General features: G+C 40.1%; 12 protein-coding genes. All 12 read left to right on the forward strand.

The window, feature by feature from the left end; genetic code table 11:
• Positions 1-35 precede the first annotated feature (35 nt).
• Positions 36-1,010, forward strand: a complete 975-nt coding sequence (locus FJR38_RS21690; RefSeq protein WP_168539369.1) for a hypothetical protein — start codon at positions 36-38, stop codon at positions 1,008-1,010.
• Positions 997-2,265: a lipopolysaccharide biosynthesis protein gene (locus FJR38_RS21695; protein ID WP_168539371.1), complete on the forward strand. Its 1,269-nt coding sequence runs from the start codon at positions 997-999 to the stop codon at positions 2,263-2,265. The genes FJR38_RS21690 and FJR38_RS21695 overlap by 14 nt, the downstream gene beginning before the upstream one ends.
• Positions 2,240-4,159, forward strand: coding sequence for a glycosyl hydrolase family 28 protein (locus FJR38_RS21700; protein WP_168539373.1), 1,920 nt, complete (start codon positions 2,240-2,242; stop codon positions 4,157-4,159). Before FJR38_RS21695 ends, FJR38_RS21700 begins: the two co-directional genes overlap by 26 nt.
• Before the next feature lie 97 nt (positions 4,160-4,256).
• A complete protein-coding gene (locus FJR38_RS21705) occupies positions 4,257-5,399 on the forward strand; it encodes a glycosyltransferase family 1 protein (RefSeq protein WP_254445215.1) in 1,143 nt (380 codons plus the stop codon).
• 146 nt (positions 5,400-5,545) lie between these two features.
• The gene (locus FJR38_RS21710) at positions 5,546-6,958 is read left to right on the forward strand and encodes a hypothetical protein (protein WP_168539375.1); all 1,413 of its coding nucleotides are present in this window, start codon (positions 5,546-5,548) and stop codon (positions 6,956-6,958) included.
• A 285-nt stretch (positions 6,959-7,243) separates the two neighbouring features.
• Positions 7,244-8,434, forward strand: a complete 1,191-nt coding sequence (locus FJR38_RS21715; RefSeq protein WP_168539377.1) for a glycosyltransferase family 4 protein — start codon at positions 7,244-7,246, stop codon at positions 8,432-8,434.
• A 17-nt stretch (positions 8,435-8,451) separates the two neighbouring features.
• Positions 8,452-9,444, forward strand: a complete 993-nt coding sequence (locus FJR38_RS21720) for an SDR family NAD(P)-dependent oxidoreductase (protein ID WP_174764089.1) — start codon at positions 8,452-8,454, stop codon at positions 9,442-9,444.
• 106 nt (positions 9,445-9,550) lie between these two features.
• Complete coding sequence (locus FJR38_RS21725; RefSeq protein ID WP_168539379.1) at positions 9,551-10,699, forward strand: glycosyltransferase family 4 protein; 1,149 nt, start codon at positions 9,551-9,553, stop codon at positions 10,697-10,699.
• A gap of 381 nt (positions 10,700-11,080) precedes the next feature.
• Positions 11,081-11,689, forward strand: coding sequence for a sugar transferase (locus FJR38_RS21730; RefSeq protein WP_168539381.1), 609 nt, complete (start codon positions 11,081-11,083; stop codon positions 11,687-11,689).
• A 50-nt stretch (positions 11,690-11,739) separates the two neighbouring features.
• Entirely contained in the window at positions 11,740-12,396 is a 657-nt protein-coding gene (locus FJR38_RS21735) for an acetyltransferase (protein WP_168539383.1), read from the forward strand.
• A gap of 162 nt (positions 12,397-12,558) precedes the next feature.
• The gene (locus FJR38_RS21740) at positions 12,559-13,683 is read left to right on the forward strand and encodes a DUF362 domain-containing protein (protein ID WP_168539385.1); all 1,125 of its coding nucleotides are present in this window, start codon (positions 12,559-12,561) and stop codon (positions 13,681-13,683) included.
• A 245-nt stretch (positions 13,684-13,928) separates the two neighbouring features.
• Positions 13,929-18,471 (forward strand): MupA/Atu3671 family FMN-dependent luciferase-like monooxygenase (locus FJR38_RS21745; protein ID WP_168539387.1); only part of this gene is annotated, 4,543 nt, incomplete at its 3' end.

Raw genomic sequence — 18,471 nt, forward strand, 5'->3', positions numbered from 1 at the left:
TGCCTTCATAAACTTGATAAACATTAATAGAGAATATGGAATTAAAAAATAGCAATAAAACGGAATCTTTTCTCCAAAAAATAGCAAAAACTTTTGTGAGAAGAAAGCAGGATTGGTCAATAGGAATTTATACAGGTGAATCACCATTTAAGTTAAGTTCTCCAGAAAATATCCAGAATCCAGTTCTAACAGCTAAAGATGTTACTGATATAACAGCCAAATTTGTAGCTGATCCATTTATGGTTTATGAAAATGGGACTTGGTATATGTTTTTTGAAGTTTTAAATGATGTAAATAATCGAGGAGAAATAGGACTAGCAACTAGTAATAATGGATTTAACTGGAATTATCAACAAATAGTCATCAAGGAAAACTTTCACTTGTCTTACCCTTATGTATTCAAAGTCAAAGATGAATACTATATGATTCCAGAAAGTTATGAAGCGAATTCGGTTCGGTTATACAAAGCCGTTGAATTTCCAACTCAATGGACATTAGTCAAAACATTACTAGAAGGTGATAATTATGTAGATTCTTCGATTTTTAATTTCGATGAGAAATGGTGGATATTTACAACATCACCCCAAGGAAATACTCTGCATCTTTACTATGCTGATGAATTAATGGGAAATTGGATTCAGCATCCCCAAATCCCTCTAATAGAAGAAAACTTAAATACATCCAGACCGGGAGGTAGAGTATTAGTTTGGAATGGTAAAATTTTCCGTTATACCCAAGATGTTGAAGGTAATTATGGTAATCAGGTGCGTGCTTATGAAATTACCAATTTGACAACTACTAATTATCAAGAAAAAGCAATTGATGATAATCCAATTATTAAAGCCAGTGGTTATGGGTGGAATAAAATGGGAATGCACAATATTGATCCTCATCAACTTGATCATGGTAAATGGATAGCCTGTGTAGATGGTTATCAAATAGTATTTGTATTTGGCATGGCACAACATAAACAAGTCAAGAATATGACTAAAGCCAATGCTAGAAAATAAACCAACCCTACGGCGCAATTTCTCTTGGACTTTTGTTGGTAATTTTGTTTATTCAGGTTGCCAATGGGGAATGTTAGTAGTTTTAGCTAAACTTGGTAGTCCAGAGATGGTAGGGCAGTTTACCTTGGGTTTAGCGGTAACAGCACCGATAATGATGTTTACAAATCTCCAACTACGAGTTGTCCAAGTAACAGATGTTAAACAACAGTTTTTGTTTAGTGATTACTTGGGATTGAGACTAATATCCACAGGTTTAGCACTTCTAATTATTACATTCATTAGCTTCTCTGGTGGATATGAGACAGAGACATCTTTAGTTATTTTCTTAATAGGATTAGCCAAGGCATTTGAGTCTATTAGTGATATATTTTGTGCGCTAATTCAGCAGCATGAACAGATGGATAGAATTGCCATATCCTTGATAATTAAAGGAGTTCTATCATTACTACTACTAGGCATTGGCGTATATCTATCTAGACGGGTTTTTTGGGGGGTATTAGGGTTGGTTTTTGCTTGGATTGTGGTGTTATTTAGCTATGATATTCGTAATGCTTTAATAATAGTGAAGCAGAGGTCAGAATTACAACCCCGTTGGCATTGGCAAACTCTAGTACAGCTTTTATGGCTCAGTTTACCCTTGGGATTTGTGATGATGTTAATTTCATTTAATGCCAATATTCCCCGTTATTTTATTGAGCGATATTTAGGAGAGAGAGAATTAGGAATCTTTGCTGCTTTAGCCTACTTGATGGTAGCAGGTGGAATGCTCATTAATGCCCTGGGAGAGTCAGCTAATCCCAAACTTGCCAAATATTATGCAGAAGGCGATCGCCTAGCTTTCCGTACTCTTTTGATGAAACTGCTGGGAATTGCGGCTGCACTAGGTGGAATAGGTGTCTTAATAGCCGTTATCGGTGGGCGATCCATTTTAACACTGTTATATAAACCTGAATATGGAGAACAAACAACGTTATTTGTTTGCTTGATGGTTGTTGCGGGAATTAACTATATGTCATCATTTTTGGGCTATGGAATGACCGCAGCACGATACTTTCGGATTCAAATGCCTTTGTTTATGACTGTAGCAAGCATCTCCGGAATAGCTTGTTTTTGGTTATTACCAAAATTAGGTTTATTGGGGGGAGCAGTAGCCCTTTTATTGGGATCAATTACCCAACTCATTATTAGTATAGGAGTCATGATCTATATCCTTTATAAACTCCAAAAATATGAAAATTCCCAATCAGCAACATAGTTTAGTTAAACGTCGCCACGTTATTTACTTATTAACTTTTGGCGGTGTAACATTATCATTAATAGCCGGAAATACTTCTCCAGTTATTAGTCAGCCCAGGATTTTGGAAGTATACTCTACACCTAAAATTGCCAAAAAAAGCAGTAGCTATCAAGTTACAGTTAACGGTCAACCAATCTTCGTTCATAAATACAACTCCATTAGTTATGTTCACTTTGCTTTTGCTGGCATAGCAGACATTAATATCAGCTATAAACAACCAATCAAAAGCTATACCCTTAGCCCCAAAAGTGCCAATATTTCATCACGTCATAACAACAATAAAATTTCTTTTTCTCTGCAAACTCCGAGAAAACTGATTCTTCATAAAATCAATGGAGTGAGTGAGGAATTGTATATTTTTGCAGACCCATTAGAAAATCAGAAACCTGATCAAAGTAATCCTAACGTCATTAACCTCATGAATTATGGCGTAGATAATACAGGTGTAAATGATGTTACTGATAAAATTCAACAAGCAATTGACGAAGTTTCTGCTCGCAAAGGAATTCTTTATATTCCTCCAGGAGTTTATAAAACTCAGCAACTTAATCTCAAAAGTAACATGACCATGTATTTAGCAGGTGGATCAGTTTTATTGGCAACAAAAGAGATTAACCCCTCCTATGGTCGCGGAGTCTTGCACTTAGAGAATGTTAGCAACGTTAAAATTATGGGACGTGGATTACTGTATGGAAATGGATCTTATTGGCGACCAAGAGGGGGATGGTACAGTTTAATTCAGTTGGTTAATACTAATAATATTAGTGTTGAGGATATTCTATTTATAGATGCGGCTGTAGCAAATGTTTGGATGGGTTACACAGATAATTGTACATTTTACAATGTGAAAATTTTGGCTAATCCTGAACCTATTTTTGCTAACACAGATGGCTTTGGTTTTTGGTCATCAAGAAATATCACCATTGATAATGTACTTTATAAAGGCACAGATGATGCTACTTCTCATGGCGGTAGCAAATTAAAAAGCATCACAAATAACGAGAATATTAATGTCAGAAATTCGGTTTTTTACAATTACTATTCTGGTGGCATCTTTAAAATTGGGACGACAGTAGAACAAGATGTTATTCGCAACATTACCTATGAAAATATAGATGTAGTTTTTGCAGGTGAATTATCAGGATTTTGGCCAGTGACAGGGGCAAACTTTGAAAATATTTATTTTAAGAATATTCGAGTAGAAGAAATAGTTAACCAAAAAAAAGGAGATGCTTCCTCTTCCCTATTTCAGTGGCGTATCATCCAAGCTAATTGGGAACCTACATCCACACTAAATACTTTAGGATATATTAGAAATATTTATTTTTATAACTTAAAAGTTGATGATATTGGCAGAGAACCATCAATATTTCAAGGACATAATCGAGAAATAAATATTAGCAATATCAACTTTGATAATATGTATGTTAACGAAAAACTAATTACCAATCCCACAGATGCAAACTTTGAGCTAAAAAACCAATATGTTGATTTACAATTTACTCGTAGCAACCCTACAATTGTGGAAATAGTAGCAGCTAAATTGTATACCTCTAAATCTGAACCTTCTGGGCATTTCCGCATCAATCGCACAGGTAATATCAGTCAGGATTTACAGGTTAAATATACAATTAGAGGCACAGCAAAGAATGGGGTTGATTATCAAAAGATTTCTAATTCTATAACGATTCCACCTGGAAAGAAAGAGGTATATATTGACATTAAACCTATAAAAACTACTCAACAAAAAAGGATTTCAACCGTGATTTTAAGTTTAGAGAATATTCCGAATAAAAATGATTACCTAATTGGGTCAAACTTTTTAGCAGCAGTGAATATTTCAGAAGATTAAATTGACTAATTACTGAATTATCCGCTTGCTAATAATGGTGATTTTGTTCTGGGTAAAGCAATAGTTTTTTTATCTAAATAAGGAGTGAATGCAAATCATGAAACAGCATATTCTTCATGTTGTAGGCGGGATGAATCGGGGGGGGATTGAAACCTGGCTAATGAATATTCTCCGTCATATTGACCGCGATCGCTTTCAAATGGATTTTCTAGTTCATACCGATCAACCTTGTGCTTACGATGATGAAATACTCGCCCTTGGTAGCCAGATTATCCCTTGTTTAAATCCCTCAAATCCTTGGCTATATGCTGCCAATTTCCGACAGATTCTCCACAAACATGGACATTATGATATCATCCACAGTCACGTTTATCACTTCAGTGGATATGTCTTGCATTTAGCCCAACAAGCTGGTATACCAAACCGTATTTTCCATAGCCATTGTAGCTCGGCACTAGAAGCCAACCAAGGAATATATCGGCAATTGTATCTAAGGTTGACAAAATATTTGATTAAGTATCATTCTACTATTGGTCTGGGATGCAGCGAAGTTGTTAATGCAGATTTCTTTGGTCAAAATTGGCAAAACGATCTTCGTTGGCAAATACTTTACTGCGGTATCAATTTGACCCCTTTCCAACAATCTATAAATAGGTTTGAGATTCGCAATGAATTGAATATTCCAGCAGATGCTTTTGTTATTGGTCATGTTGGTCGCATTGAGAAAGAAAAAAATCATCAATTTCTTTTGAAAATATTCGCCACTATTGCCAGCCAAGAACAGCAAGCATACCTTTTAATAGTAGGAGAAGGTAGTTTAATCTCGGAAATCAAACAGCAAGCTAGGGATATTGGTATTGCTGATAGAGTCATCTTTGCGGGTAGTCGCCCTGATGTTGCCAGAATAATGCGGGGTGCTATGGATGTATTTGTATTTCCCTCCTTCACAGAAGGATTACCTTTAGTATTAATTGAAGCCCAAGCAGCAGGATTACCTTGTATTTTATCGGATGCGATTCCAGAAGAAGCAGACATAGTAAAGCAATTAGTCAAGCGACTTTCTCTCCACCAACCTGTTTCCGAGTGGGTTCATGAGATCCTGTCTCAACAATCTAAACTCTCTCATAATATGCAACCAGATTCTTTGGGACTTGTAAAAACTAGTCCTTTCAATATTGAAACTTCCGTACAGCAGTTGGAAAAGATTTATCAAACCCAGTTTACCAAAGCAATTTCATAATGAATCACAAAAGAACTTTCCCCAAAACTTATGTAAATAGCATCTTTATTTCTGTTTTTATCTGCTGCGTCATACTGTTGTGGTGTCTTCAAAGCTCAAAACAATTCGAGCATTGGTTTTTAATACCTGTCACATTAAGTGGAATTGTGATTGGTATTGATGCTATCAAATGGTTTCGCAATCACCTAAATATATTTGACCCAGTGGGAATTATCGGTGTATTAGGTTTCCATTTCTTTTTTTTAGCCCCCATACTTCATGTGAGTTGGGATCGTTGGTTAGAGGCTTGGTTTGACTATCCACCAGACTGGAGACCGTGGTTAGGTGGTATGGCAATCCTCAATTTATTAGGTCTTTTAGCATATCGCTTTTGCAGAAATCTCGTTGTCAAAAAACCAAAAAATCCGTCAACTCAAATTGTATGGCAAATCAATCTCAAGCGTTTTTATTTTATTGTTAGCTTTGCTATGATCTTTTCTGCGGTACTTCAGATTGGAGTCTATCAGCAGTTTGGTGGAGTGATGGGTTATATTGCCTCTGCCACTCAAGAGGGTGAATCAAATTTAGAAGGTATGGGAATTGTATTCTTATTTTCAGAAACTTTCCCTATCTTGGCAATGATGGTATTTAGTATTTACGCCCAAAGAAATAAACGTTTTCAATCTTGGCCAATATTAATTTTAGTTTTGCTAGTATTTCTAGTATTACAGATGTTTTTTGGTGGTCTTAGAGGCAGTCGTTCTAATACAATTTGGGCTTTATTTTGGGCGGCAGGTATGATTCATTTCATGATTCGTCCAATTACTAAAAAAGAAGTAGCTATAGGAATAGTTTTTCTGCTCTTTTTTATGTACTTGTATGGTTTCTTTAAAGCAGGAGGACTGGATGGAGTCAATACGGCGCTAGAAAGTCGTGAAGATGCTGCCCAATTGGAAGAGAAATCAGGACGAACATGGCAAGGCTTGCTGCTGGGAGATATTGGACGCAGTGATGTCCATGCTTATATGCTCTACAGATTGATGCTTCCTCATAGTGATTATGAATATGTTTGGGGAGAAACTTATATAGCAGGAGCAACTATTTTAATACCCAAATTCATTATGCCTGATAAGCCTTTTAAACATAAGGTTATGCAAGGAACAGAACTATTTTTTGGTAAAGGATCTTACAAAATGGGTGTATGGGAAACTTCCAAAGTCTACGGAATTGCAGGAGAAGCAATGCTTAATTTTGGTTTTTTTGCTGTCCCCCTAGCATTTATTCCACTAGGGATTTTGGTTGGCTGGGTTCAGCGTTGCCTGCTTAGTTGGAAATCTTCAGATAGTCGCTTGATTTTATTGCCGATGCTTGTCAATTTTTGTTTTATGGTGCTTACAAGTGACTTTGATAATGACATTTTTTTCTTAATCAAAAATAGTGGGTTGCCTGTTTTAGTTGTTTGGTTAAGTTCTCAAAAGGAATTGATAGATATAACAGGTGACAGGGAACAGGTGACACTTCGACAAGCTCAGTGCATCGCAGGTGACAGTGCAAGAAGCCTTTTATTGTCTAAGTTTTAGGATTAGTTGATGTTCTAACTGCCTTGTCCATTGCTATCAATCAATTTTTTTTAACTGATCATCAGTAGATTAAGTAATGTAAAAAAGTCTGGAGATAATTTCGTCGTGAGGAATTTATTGCTCATTTGAGGACTGAAGTCCTCACTACGAACTTTAAATGATTTAGTTGGTTTTACTTATTTTGTAGGGAATTTATGCAAAGTAAAAAATATCGTTTTTTTCCGTTTACCTACTTAACTGGCTTTCATATACGTACAGAAAAAACTCTTCATTTTGTCAAATGTTATGAATATTATCGTTGCACTTGAATACCGTTTCGATCGCACACCGGATGGAATGGTATGGACACAAACACAGTTCCCATATTCATTTTGGCAGCGATATCTGGAGGTTTTTGATCATGTGCAGGTGGTTGCCCGTGTTCGGAACTTACCCACAGTACCATCTGATTGCAAAGAGGCTAATGGCGATCATGTTTCCTTTACTGCTATTCCCTATTATATTGGACCAGTGCAGTATTTATGGCGATCGCTCCAAGTCAAACGGATTGCTCAACAGGCTGTAAATCCAGAAGATGCTGTAATTTTGAGAGTCAGTTCGACAATTGCCTCCTGTATCGAACCCAAACTCCGCGCTACCCATCATCCTTATGCTGTAGAAGTCGTTGCCGATCCTTATGATGTCTTCGCTCCAGGTTCTATTAGACATCCTTTGCGTCCGTTTTTCCGGTGGTGGTCTCCTCAAATATTGCGCCGACAATGTGCCAATGCTTGTGCAGCAGCTTATGTCACCAAAGAGGCTTTACAAACTAGATATCCTTGTCCTCATTATTCAGTAGGCATATCAGACGTAGACATCCCAGAGGAGTTTTTAATTTTAACTCCCCGTCAATTTCACCAGATGAAGACATTGCATCTGATTTTTGTGGGTACTTTAGCTCAACTCTATAAAGCGCCTCATATACTGCTCAGTGCCATGGCTATCTGTATACAAAAAGGAATAGACCTGAAATTGACCATGATTGGCGATGGTAAGCACCGCACTGAACTGGAGGAACAAGCAGCAGCCTTGGGTTTAAAAGAGCGAGTCTGTTTCCGTGGTCAGTTAGCGGCAGGAAAAGCTGTCACTACTGAGTTAGATCAAGCTGACTTATTTGTTTTACCTTCTTACCAAGAAGGGCTACCTAGAGCAATGGTAGAAGCAATGGCGCGGGGACTACCCTGTATTGGCTCAACAGTAGGCGGTATTCCCGAACTATTGCCAATTGAGGATATGGTAACGCCCGGTAATGTAGATGCTTTAGCCAGCAAAATCCAGGAGGTTGTGACTGACCCAGAACGCATGGCGCGAATGTCAGCCCGTAACCTAGAGAAAGCGAAAGATTATAGAGATGAAGTGCTGCGCGAGCAAAGAATTGGATTTTACCGTTATGTGCGATCGCAGACCGAAAAATGGCTTTTAACTCAGAAAACTTAGCAAATAAGTGAAAGACGATGAAAATAGCTCAGAAAACCGTCTTAGTAACTGGTGGCTGTGGATTTATTGGATCGCATATTGTCGAAGCCCTCGTGAAAAAAGGCTATAAAGTGCGGATTTTGGACAATCTTTCGACTGGGAAGTTGGAAAATATTGCTACTCTTCATCCCCAGGATATTGAAGTCATCATCGGTGATGTTGCAGATTTATCCACCGTTGATGCTGCTATGCAAGGATGCAAATATGTTTTTCATGAAGCCGCGATCGCTAGTGTTCCCAAATCTATCAACGATCCTATCGGCAGCAGTAAGGTCAACTATGGTGCTACTCTCAATGTTTTGGAAACGGCACGCAAACATAGTATTCACCGTGTAATCTTTGCTGGCAGTGCTGCTGCTTATGGTGATGAACCAACTCTGCCAAAAATAGAGTCAATACCTGCAAACCCAATCACACCCTATGGAGTAGACAAACTAGCCTCAGAACTGTTGGGTCACTTCTATGCCCGGACTTTAGGGGTAGAATTTGTCTGCTTACGGTACTTTAATGTTTTTGGTCTGCGTCAAGATCCATCCAGTCCTTATTCAGGTGTAATTTCTATATTCTGCGATCGCATCCGTCAAGGTTTAGCCCCAATTATTTACGGTGATGGTTTGCAAAGTCGTGATTTTGTTCACGTTTCTGATGTCGTGGCTGCTAACCTACTCGTCATGGAACACCCAAACGCCACAGGTAAAACCTTTAATGTTGGCCGCGGTGTCGCCACATCTTTACTAGATATCGTTCATATCCTCAACGATTTAACAGATCAAAATTTGCATCCCATTTACAAAGAATCCCGCCCTGGTGATATTCGTCACAGTCTCGCCAATAATGCCGCTCTCAGAACTTTGGGATGGTTGCCAAATATCAGTATTCGTGAAGGTTTAGCAGAGTTGTTAGAGACAACACACACAGGACTTACACACAGTCACGAAAGAACGAACCACGTTCGCGGAGCGTCCCGTTAGGGATAGGAACGAAGGACACGTTCGCGCAGCGTCCCGTTAGGGATAGAAAAGAGGGGTTCAGAGATATTTTGCGTAAGTCCTCACACAAATGCTTAAAAATCAAAACATGAAGAAAATTTTAATAGTAGCGACTATTCCGGCTACTCTACGTGCCTTTCTCCTGCCTTTTGCCCGTCATTTTCGTGATCAAGGTTGGCGTGTAGATGGTATGGCTTGTGGTATTTCGGCTTGTGGAGATTGCATACAGGAGTTTGATCATGTTTGGGATATCCAGTGGTCACGTAATCCCCTAGATCCACGCAATTTGCTAAAGACACCGCAAATTATCCAAAATATAGTCAAGCAAGAGAAATATGACATAGTTCATGTGCATACGCCTGTCGCTGCTTTTGTGACTCGGTACGCCCTGAGAAACTTAAAAAAGCATCTCCATACAAAAGTCATCTATACTGCTCACGGCTTTCACTTCCATCCTGGTGGAAAACCATTGAAGAATGCTTTGTTTCTAGGGTTAGAAAAACTAGCAGGAAATTGGCATGACTGTTTAATCGTGATCAATCGTGATGATGAACAAGCCGCAAAGTCCCACAGAATTAAATCTCCCGAAAACATCTGCTATATGCCGGGAATTGGCTTAGATACCAATTATTACAGTCAGGATGCTATTACCGAAACTCAAGTTGAGCAACTACGCCAAGAATTAAAGTTAGCACCAGAAACCTCACTATTCTTGTCAGTGGGAGAGTTAATTCCCCGCAAACGCCCTCAAGATGTTTTAAAAGCTTATGCTTGTCTAGCGCGACCTGATACCCGCCTAGCTTTTGCTGGAGATGGTCCACTGATGAATCAGATGCAGCAGTTAGCAATGCAATTGGGGATACAAGATCAAGTTAGTTTTTTGGGTGTGCGTCAGGATATTACAACTTTAATATCTATATCAGTGGCTACTATATTGGCTTCTGAACAAGAAGGATTACCCCGATGTGTAATGGAGTCAATATCACTACAAACTCCTGTGATTGGCACAGCAATTAGGGGAACTAGAGACTTACTAGCGGACGGTTGTGGTCTTCTTGTGCCAGTGGGTGATATAGAAGAACTAACAAAAGCAATGGCATGGATATTAGATCATCCCGAAGCAGCTCGTATTATGGGTCAAAAAGGGCGTAACCGGATAATAGATTATGACCTCCGCCACATTATTAAGTTACACGAAGCTTTATATGAAGAAGGTGATAGGGAAGAAGGGAGGTGACAGGTGACAGGTGACAGGTGACAGGGAAGAAGGGGGAAGAAGAGGAAGAGGAAGAACAGTCTTTAATCTGGATTATTAAGCATTTTCAATTGTCAATTGTCAATTATCAATTGTCAATTATCTTAACTAAATATTGTTCATCAAATACTCATAAAAGTAGTGCCAGGCTGGCGATTTGATTTTAGAAATCAAGTCTATCCTGTAAATTATTCACGGTGCAAAAAAGACTTCAAAAAATCAAATAAGGCTTGATAGATTTAATGGAATTCAATAATTTCATTATTTGCTGATTAGTGAAAACATCAAGCAGGTATTTCTGCAAATTAATTGCTGCTTAATATTTCGTATTCATGGTTTTTGGTTTGAATAAAAGGTGAACTCATGAACAAATATAGCAGATTTCTCAAATCAATACTAGATAGATTTGTAGCAGCGATCGCCTTAATTATTCTTTCTCCGATTATGCTAGGTGTCGCGATCGCTATCTACATAAATATGGGTAGTCCAGTTCTTTTTATCCAACCTCGTCCAGGTAAAGATGCACGGGTTTTTAATTTCTACAAATTCCGTACCATGACCGATGAGTGCGATGAAAAAGGTAATCTACTTAGCGATGAAAAACGCTTAACATCTTTTGGTCAATTTCTCCGAAAAACAAGTTTTGATGAACTTCCCCAACTATGGAATATTCTCAAGGGAGATATGAGTTTTGTCGGACCACGACCATTATTAGTACAATATCTGGCTCGATATACCCCAGAACAAGCACGAAGACAGGAAGTAAAACCAGGGATTACAGGTTTAGCACAAGTTCGAGGTCGAAATGCCCTGAGTTGGGAAGAAAAATTTAACCTAGATATCTTGTATATCAACAATTGGAGTTTATTACTAGACTTGAAAATTATTTTCCTGACTGTTTGGACAGTTATGCAACAGCAAGGGATTAGTCAGCAAAATCATGCCACAATGGAAGAATTTATGGGAGATTAAATTAGCCATGAAAAGTAACATCAATAAAAGATATAATTGGAGTATAAATCATGGCTAAGGTTGTTATTTTCGGAAGTAGTGAAATAGCCGAAATAGCCCATTTCTATCTTCAGAGAGATTCTGAACATGAAGTAGTTGGTTTTACTGTTGATGAAGCCTATCTGAAAACAGAGAGTTTCCATAATTTACCAATTGTCCCCTATGAAAAACTAGAAAAGTATTATCCGCCTGATCAATACAAATTATTCATAGCCATTAGTTACCAACAAGTTAATAAATTGCGGGCAGAAAAATACTTGAATGCAAAAGAGCGAGGATATAGCTTTATTTCCTATATCAGTTCTCAAGCATCTTATTATGGTACACCAGTGGGTGAAAACTGCTTTATCATGGAAAATAATGTTATTCAGCCTTTCACCTCCATCGGCAACAACTGTCTACTTTTGGGTGTGAATTCTATCGCCCACCATTGTGTGATCAATGATCATTGTTTTCTGACCTCTAATGTCGTTCTTGGTGGTGGAGTCAACATAGGAGAATACACTTTTATGGGTTTGAATGCTACTATCCGCAATTACATCAAAATTGGCAAAGAAAATATTATTGGTGCAGGATCAATCATTCTCAGTGATACAGAAGACAAAGCTGTTTACTCCCCTGGGGAAACTGTCAAGTTTGAAGTCCCAAGTAACTTAGTCCGAATCTAATAACAATTGACAATTGACAATTGATAATTGACAACGTTTAATAATCCAGATTCGAGACTAATCTTTTTCTTCCTTCTCATGACTGGGCGCAGGCCCTGCGCCCCTACCTCCTGATTCCTGCTTATTCCTTCTTACCTGTAACCTGTCACCTTACTTAGTGTTATGCGTAGTCAATCTTCTCATCCCCGGCGCACAAGGCGGAATATTCTCCAATTAGCTGGAATCGCTACGGGGGCGGCTATTGTTGCTCCTGTTCTTCACAACCTGAAAATATCGGGGTTTTCCCCTGGATCTGTGATTCATACCCTGAAAACATCTAAATCTATTCTGGAAGCTGCTAATGCCAAGAATAGTCAGGCCATGAAAATAGTAGCATCACCAAAACCGACTGGTATTAGCAAAGTTGTCTTAGTTCACACCGAAGATCGGGTATCAGGGACACAGCAAGCACTTGACTTATTACAGCCAGATGGGATCGAAGGAAAAAGTATTTTTCTCAAACCCAATTACAATACCGCCGATCCATCGCCAGCAGCTACAGATACTAAATTATTAGCAGCCTTGGTGGAAAAACTGCAAAAAGCTGGAGTGGGAAAAATTACTGTAGGCGATCGCTCAGGAATGGCTCAGACTCGTGAAGCTATGAAGCTAAAAGGGGTGTTCCAACTGGCAGAACGCTATGGATTAGAAGCGATGGTTTTTGATGAAATGTCTACTGAACAGTGGCAATATTTTTCACCATCAGGAACTCACTGGCAACAAGGTTTCGCCTTTGCGCGGCCAATTCTCCAGGCTGGAGCGGTTGTCAATACCTGTTGTTTGAAAACTCATAGGGGAGCGCATTATACCCTGTCACTCAAAAATACAGTAGGTATGGTCGCAAAGTATGTTCCTGGTGATCCCTTCAACTATATGAATGATTTGCATACTTCACCATATATGCAGCAGATGATCGCGGAAATTAATGCCGTCTATCAGCCCAGTTTGGTCTTAATGGATGGTGTGGAAACCTTTGTGGAAGGGGGACCAGAGTCTGGTAAGAAGGTGGCGGCCAATGTGATTCTAGCCAGTACAGATCGGATAGCTATTGATGTTATTGGGTTGGGAATGCTGCGTTTGTTAGGCAGTACAAATGAAGTTACCCAAGGATCTATTTGGAAGTTAGCACAGATTAGCACCGCCGTAGAGTTAGGTGTGGGAGTATCTCATCCAGACCAGATTCAACTAATTACTGCTGATAGAGCTAGTCAAAGAATTGCCGATCAGATTCGGCGATACATCACTTAACTAATTGACAATTGATAATTGACAATTGACAACGCTTAATAACCCAGATTCGAGACTATTTTCCCTTCTGGCGTTGCTAAATCGAGGTATGAAATCCACCCAGTCCAACTTTGAAACCTCTTACCTTTGCGTCTTTGCGCCTTTGCGTGAGGCTAATTCATACTTCAATTATGCAACGCCTCCCTTCTTAGCTGTCAATTATCAATTGTCAATTGTCAATTATTTTCTTCGAGGATAGATGAATTATGTCCAGCTTTTCTTGTTTTGTTGTCGGCGATGGTGTCCTGCCTTTGAGTTGTTTAGAAATTTTGTTGCAGAAAAACTGCCAAGTGCTGGGAGTGTATTCCACAGATCATTCATTGCAAAAGTGGTCTCAAGAACATGGCATCACTCATGCTCCTTCTCGACACGTTTTCCATAAAACACTCTTGGAGGCTGAGTACGATTATCTTTTTAGTATTAATAACATCAAATGGATCATTCCCGCCGATGCGATCGCTAGGGCAAAAAAAGCTACTATTAATTACCATGATTCCCCATTACCTAAGTATGCAGGTTTGTATGCAACTTCTTGGGCTTTGCTGAATGGTGAAACTGAATATGCTATTACCTGGCACGAAGTAGCTTGTGAAATTGACGCTGGGCGGATCTTTAAACAAAAAGCTGTGCCGATTTTGGCAGATGATACAGTATTTAACCTGAATGTTAGCTGTTTTGATGCAGCAGTTAATTCCTTCACCGAATTGGTGCAAGAACTGGCAATGGATCTGATAGAGCCTTGGCATCAAGACCTATCACAACGAAGTTATTTTAGCTCTAGCGATCGCCCTGATGCGGCTGCTCTTATTTCTTTTGATGTTAGTAGTAAGGATATTTGTAATCTGGTCAAAGCATTAGATTTTGGACCCATTCGCAATGAACTAGGTTTGCCCAAGGTGTGGTTGCCAGGAGGAGTGGTTGCTGTCGGTTCTGCCCATGTCATCAAAACTGCTTCTGGTACTCCAGGACAAGTGCTGAAACTAGGAGAGGAGGGAATGTGCGTTGCCACTATAGATGGGGCTGTGCAATTAAGTGGTTTAACGACATTAAGGGGAAAGAATATTTCCCCAGCACAATTGAGAAAAGATTATAGTGTGCGCGTCGGTGATGTCTTGCCAGTAATTGATGGGGAAGTCAGGGAGGCAATTAATCAACGCAATGCGGCTATTTGTCGCTATGAGCAAACTTGGTCACAACGTTTGATGCAGCTTGCACCCTTTAGACATCCTTATTTGCCGAGGGAAATGCCTAGTCAGTCTCTAGATATCTCCATGGATTGCTATGGCATTTTGTTGTCCACAGAGCAGGTAGAGGCTAAGTCTTTGCTGGCTATGTTTGCGGCTTACTGTGGGCGCTTGGCAACGGAAATGGAATTTGATTTGGGACTGCAAACGGATTCACAACGTAGCATTGCGCCCGAAATATTTGCTCAACGAGTTCCTATCCGTATACAAACTCAGATAGGGGAGTCATTTAGTCAATTTCAAAAGCGGTTTGCAATTGCTTTAGATGATACTTCGCGGTTGGGTAGCTTTAGACATAGCCTGTTGAGACGTTATCCAGAATTACAAGATAGCCTCCAGAGTAATTTTCTGCCTGTAGCAATCGCCTTAGCAAGCAGTCCAGATTGCCTAGATTGGCATTATTTGGAAGCATCTATGGTTTTTGTGGCTTATGAGGATGGCAGTTTACCAGAGTTAATTCATACTAGCTCTCTGAATGAAGCTGACTCTCAAGCCATTGTTCAACAACTCCAGAGTTTTATCACTGCTTGTATAGAGCATCCTCAACAACCGCTACATCAATTACCGCTGTTATCGGTGTCCGAACAGCAGCAAATTTTGGGGGATTGGAACGATACAGCACAGCCTTTGCCTACAAATCGGTGTATTCATGAGTTGTTTGAAATTCAAGCCGAATCTACTCCTGATGGTGTAGCGGTGGCTTTTCAAGAGCGACAATTAACTTACCGGGAATTGAATGAACAAGCCAATCAATTAGCCCACTATTTGCAACTACAGGGGGTTGGTCCCGATGTTTTGGTAGGTATTCATCTCGAAAGATCATTAGAAATGATGATTGGGTTATTGGCAATTCATAAAGCCGGTGGGGCATATCTTCCCCTTGACCCCGATTTCCCCCCAGAGCGTTTGGCTTTGATGCTGGCAGATTCCCAAGCTCCGGTGATCTTAACTGAGGAGAAATTAATTCCTAAACTGGTTGTTAATGATGATGTCTGCATTATCCCCATTGATATGATCTGGGGCGAAATTACTCAACAACCAATCACAAATCCCCATAGTGGGGTGAAACCGGAAAACCTGAGTTATATCATCTACACTTCCGGCTCAACGGGGAAACCTAAAGGTGTAATGGTGGAGCATAGGAATGTGGTCAACTTCTTCACTGGTATGGATGCTGTGATTGACCATGATCCGCCGGGGGTATGGTTGGCTGTCACCAGTTTATCTTTTGATATTTCCGTCTTGGAATTGTTTTGGACATTGGCACGGGGGTTTAAGGTTGTCATTTATAACCCCAAACAAGAACGACAACAGTCAACTTTGCCGCCGTCAAATCAATTAAAACACACTGATTTTAGTCTTTTTTACTTCTCCAGCCATGAGCAAGGTGAAGATGCAGCAACCAAGTATAGACTGTTGCTAGAAGGGGCTAAATTTGCTGATGCCAATGGCTTTAAAGCTATTTGGACTCCTGAACGTCATTTTCATGCTTTTGGTGGCTTATTTCCCAATCCTGTGATTAGTAGTGCAGCGATCGCTACTATTACCAAGCATATCCAAATTCGTGCCGGTAGCTGTGTTTCTCCTTTGCATCACTCGGTGCGATTGGCTGAAGATTGGGCTTTGGTTGATAATCTTTCTGGTGGTCGAGTTGGTATATCCTTTGCAGCAGGTTGGCAGCCTAATGACTTTGTGCTGTGTCCCCAAGCCTTTGAGAACCGCAAGGAAATTATGTTTGAGCAAGTTGAGGAGGTGCGGAAACTCTGGCAAGGTGGAACTTTAGCATATCCCAACGGTAAAGGCGAAATCGTCGAGGTGCAAACTCTGCCCCGCCCCATTCAGCCTACTCTCCCAGTCTGGATTACAGCGGCAGGCAACCCGGAAACGTTCCATCAGGCAGGAGCAAGCGGCGCTAATATTTTAACTCACTTATTGGGGCAGGGTTTAGATGAGTTGGCAGCCAAGATTGCTATTTATCGTCAAGCTTGGCAAGAAAATGGACATTCTGGACAGGGAATTGTCACTGTGATGATGCACACTTTTGTGGGGGAAAGTGATGATATTGTCAAAGAAATTGTCCGTCAACCCATGCGGCAATATTTGGCTAGTTCTTTGGATTTAATCAAGCTTGCGGCTTGGTCTTTCCCGACTTTCAAGCAGAAAACTACGGACGAAAAGGGACGGTTTGCCATATCTCATTTGTCTGATCCGGATATGGTTGAGGTGCTAGATTTTTCTTTTGAGCGGTATTTTGAAACCAGTGGTCTGTTTGGGACTGTGGACACCTGTTTGCAGATGGTGAATCGAGTGAGGGACATTGGTGTTGATGAAATTGCCTGCCTGATTGACTATGGCGTAGATACGGATAGGGTGCTATCTCAACTACCTTTGCTAAATGAATTGAAGACACTGGCTAATGATCCAACTCCGACTGAATCTATAGCTGACCTGATTCAAGGTCATGGGGTAACACATCTGCAATGTACTCCCTCTATGGCAAATTTACTAATTGCAGAAACCGCTACCCGCAAAGCCATGGGACAACTTAGGGAGATGATGGTGGGTGGAGAAGCTTTGACTGAGGCTTTGGCAATTCAACTCCAGGAAATTGTGCCGGGACGAGTCCACAATATGTATGGTCCAACAGAAACCACTATTTGGTCAGCAACCCATACTCTAGGTAAAGTTGATGGAGTAGTTCCTATTGGTCGTCCGATTGTGAATACTGAGTTATACATTTTTGACAAAAATCAGCAACCTGTTCCTGTTGGTGTTGCTGGTGAATTGTATATTGGCGGTAAGGGAGTGACGCGGGGATATTTGCATAGACCAGAGTTGACTCAGGAGCGATTTGTTGCCAATCCTTTTAGTACGGATGCCACGGCACGTTTATACCGGACTGGGGACGAGGTTCGCTACGGAAGAGACGGGAATGTGGAGTTTTTGGGACGAATGGATTTTCAGGTAAAGGTGCGGGGATATCGGATTGAATTGGGAGAAATTGAGACAATTTTAAACAGACATGAGGCAGTGTGGGAAGGGGTGGTTGTTGTCCGTGAAGATGTGCCGGGGGATAAGCGTCTTGTGGCATATTTAGTCCCACAGCCTGGACATGAGCCGACCAATGCAACTATGCGAGAATACCTACTCTCTCTATTGCCTGAGTACATGATTCCTTCTAATTTTGTCTTGTTGACAGCATTTCCCCTGACTCCTAATCAGAAAGTTGACCGTCAGGCTTTACCTGCACCGATGTTAGTTGCTGCGGCTGGGGATATTTGCAATTCAAGAATCTCTCAAAATCAAATTGAGCAAACTTTAATTGAACTTTGGCAGCAGGTACTTCAGATTTCTCCAGTGGGAATTAAAGATAATTTCTTTCATCTGGGTGGGAATTCTTTAGTTGCAGTTAGGTTAATTGGGGAAATTCGCTCGGTATTTAATGTGGATTTACCTTTAATTTGCTTATTCCGATCTCCAACTATCAGCGATATTGCAAAGCTGA

Source organism: Anabaena sp. UHCC 0253, from assembly GCF_009712085.1.
In the GTDB taxonomy this organism is placed as follows: Bacteria; Cyanobacteriota; Cyanobacteriia; order Cyanobacteriales; family Nostocaceae; genus Dolichospermum.